This window comes from Paraconexibacter sp. (assembly GCF_059438195.1).
Window position 1 is genome coordinate 70,842 of the sequence record NZ_JBLKKY010000011.1, and the last position, 7,304, is coordinate 78,145.

A 7,304-nucleotide genomic window follows, 5' to 3' on the forward strand; every position below is an offset into this window, starting at 1 on the left:
GCTCAGCGGAGCTCGAGATGGCCCGGCAGGGCCAGCACCCCGGCCGGCGCGCCCGCCGTCGCCGCCAGCGCCGTGAGGTGCTCGCGCAGACCGGTCGCGGGGATCCGCGCCACCGCGGCGGACGGCGCCCGGCTCGAGTCCGCCGGCTTGAGGCGGTCGACGAGGCCGAGCGGCGGCCAGGAGACGATCTCGACGTCCGCCCGTGCGCGCCCGGCGAGCTCGCACGCGGCGTCGACGGCGGCCTCGCGGCCCCCGAGCACGTCGACGAGCCCGTGCCGAACGGCGTCGGCCCCCGTCCACACGCGGCCGCGGGCGACCCGCTCGAGATCCTCGAGCGGCATGCCGCGATCCTCGGCCGCCTTGCGCGTGAAGTCCGCGTAGATCTCGTCGAGCCACCCCTCGAGCTGCTCCCGCTGCGCCTCGGTGAAGGGCGCATCGGGGGAGAACATCGTCGCGTTCTCGCCGGAGGCGACGAGCTCGCGGACGAGGCCGACCCGGTCGATGAGGCCGGCGGCGACGAACTTCCCCGCGAGGACGCCGATCGACCCGGTGAGCGTCGTCGGGAGCGCGAGGACGCGATCGGCGCCCATCGCGACGAAGTAGCCGCCGGACGCGGCGACCCTCCCCATCGAGGCGACGACCGGACGCCCCGACTCGCGGACGCGGTGCACCTCGCGGCGGATCGCGTCGGAGGCGACGGCGGATCCGCCCGGCGAGTCGACCTCGAGGAGGACGGCGGCGACCCGCTCGCTCTCGCGCGCCGAGCGCAGCGCCGCGGTCACGGCCTCGGAGCCGACGGTGCTCGTGCCGATCCCGGCGGAGCGCCCGTGACCCGAGACGATCGGCCCGCGGACGCCGACGACCGCCACGAGGGGGACCTTGCGCCGGCGCATCTCCGCGAGCGGCGAGCGCTCGCGGCGCCGTGCGTACCGGTGCGCGTAGAGCCGCTCCGCCCCGGGGTGGCGCTCGTCGACGCGGGCGTCGAGCTCGTCGCGGTACCCGAGCCGGTCGACGAGCCGCGCCTCCGTCGCCTCGACGGCCGAGAGCGGCGCGCGGTCGACGAGCGTGCGGAGGTCCTCGGCCCCGATCCCGCGCCGCTCGGCGACGACGCGCAGGAGCTCCTCGGCGGCCGACTCCGTGAGCCGCGCGGTCATCTCGCGGTTCGCGGCGGTCACCTCGGTCGCCGCGAAGAGGTCGGCGGCGGTCTTGTACTCGTGGCGGCGCGAGAACTGCGGCTCGACGCCGACGCGCTCGAGCACGCCGCGGGCGAGCATGATGACGGCGGCGACGCCGGTGAGGCCCACCTGGCCGGTCGGCTGCAGCCAGACCTCGTCGCAGCGGGAGGCGAGGGCGTACGGGACGGTGCCGGCGCCCGCCTCGCCGTAGGACTCGGAGAAGGCGTACGTGGGCGTTCTCGCGGCGCGAAGCGCATCGAGGCCGAGGCCGATCTCGTCGGCGACGGCGCTCGAGACGTCGTCCCCGACGTGGACCGTGACGGCGGCGACGCGCTCGTCCTCGGCGGCGCGCCGCAGGCCGCGCGCGACGTCGGCGAGGAGCGGGACCTGGCGCTGGCGCAGCGCGCTGACCGGGTCGGCGGGCGGCTCGACGGCGATGCCGCGGGTGAGGTCGACCTCGAGGACGAGGGGGCTCGCGGCCGCGACGCCGGGGAGGCCGCGGAGGAGCGGCAGGGAGCGGGGGTCCACGTGGACGCTCAGGCGTCCCCGTCGCCGAGGTCGAGCTCGCGCAGCTTCGCCCAGCGCGGGTCCGGGGGCCGCTCGTGGTGGTGGTCGGGCCCGGCCTCGTTGAGGTTCGCGCCGCACTCGGGGCAGAGCCCCGCGCAGTCGGGACGGCAGACGAGCTGCGCGGGGAGCGCGAGCGCGAAGGCGTCACGCGCCCACCCGTGGAGGTCGAGCTGCTCGGCCTCGTCGACGTAGGGGCTCGTGAGGTCGTCGTCGTCGGCGCCGGGGACGTCGACCTCGCGGGCATCCACGTCGAAGCTCGGCTCGGCCTCCTCGAGGCAGCGCATGCACCGCCCCACGAGCTGCGCCTCGAAGCGCAGCCGGAGGCTGTAGCCGCCGCCGTTCATCCGCGAGACGTCGAGGACGACCGGGACCTCGGACGGCGCGGCGGCGTACTCCTCGCCGCTGAAGTCGAACGTCCCGAGCGGGACGGCGAGGCTGTCGAGGCGGCGCCCCTCCCCGGGCGTGAGGCGGAGGGCGGCGAGGTCGAAGGTGTCGGTCCTCTGGGCCATCACGTCGAGGGTAGCGAGCGCATCAGCTGGGTCGGCGGCGCGTCGATGCCTCGGTGCGGCCGCGATGTGACGTTCCCCCTCGCTCTCGCCTCCGTCTCCGGCTCCGGCTCGGACGCCGCTGAGGGGGAACGTCGCATCACGGCCTGACCGGGCGCCACCGGGGCGCCGGCGTCGGGCGGGGGCGGACGTCCCCCGGAGCGGCGTCGCATCACGGCCGAAGGCCGGGATGCGGAGCGCAGGGGGATGTCCGCACCCGCCCGGGACCCCTACTCCAGCTCGCGCTTGAGGACCTTGCCCGTCGCGTTGCGCGGCAGCTCGTCCATGAAGACGATCTCCCTCGGGACCTTGTAGCTCGCGAGGTTCGCCTTCACGTAGGCCTTGAGGTCGTCCTCGGTCGCCTCCTTGCCCTGCGTGACGACGACGAAGGCCTTGAGCCGCTGGCCGAACTGCTCGTCGTCGACGCCGACGACGGCGGCCTCGTCGACCGCGTCGTGGTCGGAGAGGATGTCCTCGACCTCCCGCGGGAAGACGTTCTCCCCGCCGCTCACGATCATCTCGTCGTCGCGGCCGTCGACGAAGAGACGGCCGCCCTCGTCGAAGTGGCCGACGTCGCCGGTCGACATGAGGCCGTCGATGACGTCCTTGCCGCCGCCGCCCGTGTAGCCCTCGAAGAGCATCTCGTTGCCGACGAAGATGCGGCCTGTCTCGCCCTGCGGGACCGGGCTGCCCTCGGCGTCGTAGAGCCGGACGACCGTCCCGCGGGGCGGCCGGCCGGCGGTCCCGGGCGCGGCGCGCATGTCCGCGGGCGTGGCGATCGTCGCCCAGGCGACCTCCGTCGAGCCGTAGAGGTTGTAGAGGACGTCCCCGAAGGCGTCCATGACCCGGATCCCGAGCTCACCGGGCAGCGCGGACCCCGACGCCCCGATGACGCGCAGCGACGACGTGTCGTACTTGCGCAGCGTCTCGGGCGGGAGCTCGAGCGTGCGCTGGAGCATCACCGGGACGACGACGAGCGCCGTGCAGCGGTGCTCGCTCACCGCCTGCAGCATCCCCTCGGGGGTGAACCGCCGCCGCAGGACGAGCGTCGAGCTGAGGCCCATCCCGAGGGTGAAGTGCGCGAACCCCCACGAGTGGAACATCGGGGCGGCGATGTGCGTCTTCTCGCGGGCGCGCAGCGGGATCTTCGAGAAGAGCGCCGCCGCCGGGTCGAGCGACTCGGGCTGCTTGCGGTTCGCGCCCTTCGGCGTGCCGGTCGTGCCCGAGGTGAGGATGACGACGCGGCCCTTCTCCGACGGAGGCGTGCGATCGCGGTCGGACCCCTCGGAGATGAGCTCCTCGAGGGTGGGGACCTCGTGCGCCGAGCCGGGCTCGGACCAGGCGACGAACGACCTGCGGTTCTCGCGGGCGTCGCCGACGAGCTCTGCGAACTCCTCGTCGTAGACGATCGCGACGGGCTCCTCGCGCGCGCAGACGTCGGTGATCTGCGGCTTCGCGAACATCGTGTTGAGATAGAGCGCGTTCGCCCCGAGCTTCGAGCACGCGACCGTGATGTCGATGAAGCCGCGGTGGTTGCGGCACATGATCGCGACGCCGTCGCCCTCTCCGATGCCGCGGGCGGCGAGCGCGTCGGCGAGCGCGTTCGAGCGGCGCGCGACCTCCGCGAAGGTCAGCTCGCCGAGCTCGTCGACGATCGCGACCTCGTCCGGGTAGCGGATCGCGCTCGCCGTGTAGCCGGCCGCGGGCGTCGGGCCCCACTTGGCGAGCGCGAGCCCGGTGCGCAGGAGGCGGTCGGGGCGGGTCGGTCGCACCATCCCCGCCTCGACGAGCTGGCGGACGGTGAAGAGCTTCTGACTCAGCTGGCCGGTGACGTTCACACGACGTATCCAACCACGTGAGGCGCCGGGCGCGGCGCTCCCCGGGCACGGGAGGGGAGGTCAGATCACGTCCGGCGCACGCGACATCCTCGCCGTGATGCGTCTCCTCCACACCGCGGACTGGCACCTCGGCCGCAGCTTCCACGGCGAGTCGCTCCTCGACGCCCAGGCCGCGGCCGTCGACCACGCGGTCGACGTCGCGCGCGAGGCGCAGGTCGACGCGGTCGTCGTCGCGGGCGACCTCTACGACCGCGCGCTGCCGCCGGTGGACGCCGTCCGGCTCGCCGACGAGGCGCTGCACCGCCTCAGCGAGGTGTGCCCCGTCATCGTCATCAGCGGCAACCACGACTCGGTCGACCGGCTCGGGTTCGGCAGCCGCGTCCTCGAGCGCGCCGGCGTCCACCTCCGCACGCGCCCGCGGGACTGCGGGTCGCCGGTCGCGGTCGGCGACGGGCTCGTCTACCCCCTCCCCTACCTCGAGCCCGACGTCGTGCGCGCCGAGCTCGCGGCCGAGGAGCGGTCCCACGTCTCGGTCCTCGCGGCGGCGATGGCGCGCGTCCGGGCGGACCTCGGGCAGCGCGGAGGGGACGTCCCGACGGCGGTCGTCGCACACGCGTTCGTCACGGGCGCCGTCGAGTCCGACAGCGAGCGCGACCTCTCGGTCGGCGGCTCGGCCTCGGTCCCGGCCTCGGTCTTCGACGGGGTCGACGCGGTCCTCCTCGGGCACCTCCACGCGCCCCAGCGCGCGGGGGCGCACGGTCGCTACGCCGGTTCGCCGGTCGCGCTCTCGTTCTCGGAGGCGGGCCACGAGAAGTCGCTCTGCGTCACGGAGGTCATGGGGCTCGGGACGACGCACGAGCTCGTGCCCTGCCCCGTCCTGCGCCCGTTGAGGAGCGTGCGCGGCACGCTCGAGGACCTCCTCGCCGACCCCGGCCTCGACGACGCCGAGGGCGCATGGGTCCACGCGACGCTCACCGACGCCGTGCGGCCGGACGACGCGATGGCGCGGCTGCGCGGGCGCTTCCCCCACGCGGCGGCGCTCGTCTTCGCCCCGGAGGGCGCGCGCCCGCTCGCCGAGGACTCCTACGCGACCCGTCTGGAGGGCCTCGACGACCGCGCGCTCCTCACCCGGTTCGTCGAGGACGTCCGCGGGACGGAACTCACGCCCGAGGAGGAGGACCTCCTCGACCGCGCCCTCGGGTCGAGCCGGATCGCCGAGGTCCGCGGCTGATGCGGCTCCACCGGCTCGAGCTGCAGGCGTTTCTCGCCTTCCCCGGCCGCGAGGTCGTCGACTTCGACGCCCTCAACGACGCCGGGCTCTTCCTCCTCACCGGTCGCACGGGCGCCGGCAAGACGACCGTGCTCGACGCCGTCTGCTTCGCCCTCTACGGGACCGTCTCCGAGGAGCGCGACCCCCGGTCGCTGCGCTCGCACCACGCCGCCCGCGACGTCCCGACGGAGGTCGTCCTCGAAGCGACGCTGGGCGGCCGGCGGCTGCGGATCGAGCGCCGTCCCCCCCAGCTCCGCCCGGCCCTGCGCGGAGAGGACCGGCTCGTCGAGGACCAGGCCTCGGTCCGAGTCGTCGAGGTGGAGGCCGACGGCGGGGAGACGCTCGTGTCGATGCGCCTCGACGAGGCGGGCGAGGAGCTGCGCGACGCGCTCGGGATGACGCGCGAGCAGTTCCGGCAGGTCGTCCTCCTCCCGCAGGGGGGCTTCCAGCGCTTCCTCCACGCGAAGACCGACGACCGCGAGCGGCTCCTGCGCGAGCTCTTCGACGTCACGCGCTTCACGGACGTCGAGCGCTGGCTGAAGGCCGAGTCCGAGCGCGCGCGGGCGGACGCCGCCGAGGCCGTTCGGGAGCTGCAGGATGCGGTCGCGGCCGCCGAGCACAGCGCGCGGACGCTCGACCGCGAGGCCGAGGCACCCGAGGGCTGGGAGGACGAGCCCGCGCTCGCGGCGGACTGGCTGGACCGACAGGTCGTCGTCGCGGAGGCGCAGACGGCGACGGCGGTCGAGGCGCGCCGCGAGGCGGAGTCGGCACGTGAGAGGGCCGAGGCCGCGCTCGCCGAGGCGCGCGAGCTCGCCGACCGGCAGGAGGCCCACCGGAAGGCCCGCGCCGCCGTCGCGGAATGGGAGGCGGGAGCGGCCGAGCAGGCCGCGGCCCGCGACGAGCTCGCCGCGGCGCGGCGCGCCGCACCTGTCCGGGCGGTCCTCGAGGCGCTCCGCGGCCGGCAGCGGACGGAGACGGCGGCGGAGCGGGCCGCACGTGCCGCGATCGAGGCGTCGCGGCGCGCCGGGATCGTGATCGCCGACGACGCGCGCCCCGACGACCTCGCCGCGCTCGCCGACGCGCGCCGTCGCGATGCCGGTGCGGTCGAGGCGCTGCTCGAGACCGAGCGAGCCGTCGTCGGCGAGGAGGAGGCGCTGCGCGGGCTCGAGGCGCGCGCCGTCGCGCTCGCGGCCTCGATCGCGGACCGCGAGGCCGCGGTCCGCCGGATCGACGCGGCCCGCCCGCAGGCCGTCGCGGCCCTCGAGGCCGCGCAGTCGGCCGCCGGCCGGCTCGAGGATCTCGGGCGCGAGAAGGCCGATGCGGAGCGCCGTGCCCACCACGCCGCGCGTCGAGACGCCCTCGCCGGAAAGGTCCGGGAGCTGCGCGCGCGGCACGCCGACGCCCAGCGGGCCGCCGTCGACGCCGGCGGCCGGTACGTCGAGATCGCCGAGCGCCGCCTCGATCACTTCGCCGCGGAGCTCGCCCGGGGACTGGCCGACGGCGAGCCGTGCGCGGTCTGCGGAGCGACCGAGCACCCCGCCCCCGCGTCGGCGCCCGCCGGCGGACTCGTCGGCGAAGCCGAGGTGACCGCCGCGGCCGAGGCGAAGGAGACGGCGGAGCGACAGCGCGACGACCTCGGAGCCGAGCTGCAGCGGCTCGAGCTCGCGCACGCCGAGGAGGCGGGGGCCGCGGGCGACGGCGAGGTCGCCGACCTGCGTGACCGCGCGACCGCGGCGACACGGGCGCTCGAGGAGGCGACGCGCGCCGCGCGCGGGCTCGACGAGGCGCGCGCGGCGCTCGCGGCGCTCGACGACGAGCGGGAGACGGTCCTCGCCCGCCGCGGCGAGGCGGAGAGCGAGCGTTCCGGCGTGCTCGCCGAGGCGGCCCGCCGGCGCGACGAGCTCGCGGG

Annotated in this window: 5 protein-coding genes; 2 read left to right on the forward strand and 3 right to left on the reverse strand. The window is 76.0% G+C overall.

Annotation, left to right across the window (positions count from 1 at the left end):
- Positions 1-2: 2 nt before the first annotated feature.
- The 3 genes from sppA to ACME2J_RS06185 all read right to left on the reverse strand — a co-directional run bounded on the left by sppA (position 3) and on the right by ACME2J_RS06185 (position 4,125).
- Complete coding sequence (sppA, locus tag ACME2J_RS06175) at positions 3-1,703, reverse strand: signal peptide peptidase SppA (protein WP_495544006.1); 1,701 nt, start codon at positions 1,701-1,703, stop codon at positions 3-5.
- An 8-nt stretch (positions 1,704-1,711) separates the two neighbouring features.
- On the reverse strand, positions 1,712-2,251 hold the full coding sequence (locus tag ACME2J_RS06180; RefSeq protein ID WP_495544007.1) for a YceD family protein: 540 nt from the start codon (positions 2,249-2,251) through the stop codon (positions 1,712-1,714).
- Between the two features lie 266 nt (positions 2,252-2,517).
- Positions 2,518-4,125, reverse strand: coding sequence for an acyl-CoA synthetase (locus tag ACME2J_RS06185; protein ID WP_495544008.1), 1,608 nt, complete (start codon positions 4,123-4,125; stop codon positions 2,518-2,520).
- Positions 4,126-4,222: 97 nt separating this feature from the next.
- Between ACME2J_RS06185 and ACME2J_RS06190 the strand changes: the two genes are divergently transcribed.
- Both ACME2J_RS06190 and ACME2J_RS06195 read left to right on the forward strand, forming a co-directional pair.
- Positions 4,223-5,356: an exonuclease SbcCD subunit D gene (locus ACME2J_RS06190; RefSeq protein ID WP_495544009.1), complete on the forward strand. Its 1,134-nt coding sequence runs from the start codon at positions 4,223-4,225 to the stop codon at positions 5,354-5,356.
- A partial coding sequence (locus tag ACME2J_RS06195) for an AAA family ATPase (RefSeq protein WP_495544010.1) occupies positions 5,356-7,304 on the forward strand: 1,949 nt, incomplete at its 3' end. The genes ACME2J_RS06190 and ACME2J_RS06195, both read left to right, overlap by 1 nt.

What these genes read in the sequence shown, in the direction of transcription:
- ACME2J_RS06180 (WP_495544007.1), bottom strand. Translation starts at nt 2,251, where the DNA reads ATGGCCCAGAGGACCGACACCTTCGACCTCGCCGCCCTCCGCCTCACG.
- ACME2J_RS06190 (WP_495544009.1), top strand. Translation starts at nt 4,223, where the DNA reads ATGCGTCTCCTCCACACCGCGGACTGGCACCTCGGCCGCAGCTTCCAC.